The sequence below is a fragment of the Desulfuromonas sp. TF genome (genome assembly GCF_000472285.1).
Taxonomy (GTDB): domain Bacteria; phylum Desulfobacterota; class Desulfuromonadia; order Desulfuromonadales; family ATBO01; genus ATBO01.
Genome location: NZ_KI421420.1, coordinates 125,495 through 125,827, shown reverse-complemented (window position 1 = coordinate 125,827; position 333 = coordinate 125,495). Strand labels below are relative to the sequence as shown.

The window sequence follows — 333 nt, the reverse complement described above, 5'->3', positions numbered from 1 at the left end:
GCCGGGATTCCAGAACCTCGATTCCGACCTGAAGCTGAACAAGCCCCAGCTCTCCGTCCAGGTCGACCGGGAGAAGACGGTGGACGTCGGCGCCGACGTTGCCACCGTCGGACGCACCCTCGAGACGATGCTCGGTGGCCGGCAGGTCACTCGCTTCAAGCGCGAAGGGAAGCAGTATGACGTCATCGTCCAGATCGAGGATGTCGAACGGGTCACCCCCTCGGATCTCTCCGCCATCTACGTGCGCGGAAACGGGGGAAGGATGGTTCAGCTCTCCAACCTGGTGGCCGTCGATGAGACGGTGGCCCCCAAGGAGCTCAACCACTTCAACCA

Annotated in this window: 1 protein-coding gene; it reads left to right on the top strand. The window is 63.1% G+C overall.

Annotated features, from left to right (window positions below; all coding sequences use genetic code 11):
* The coding region (locus tag DTF_RS27240; RefSeq protein ID WP_226989298.1) for an efflux RND transporter permease subunit at positions 1 to 333 on the top strand (333 nt) is incomplete at both ends.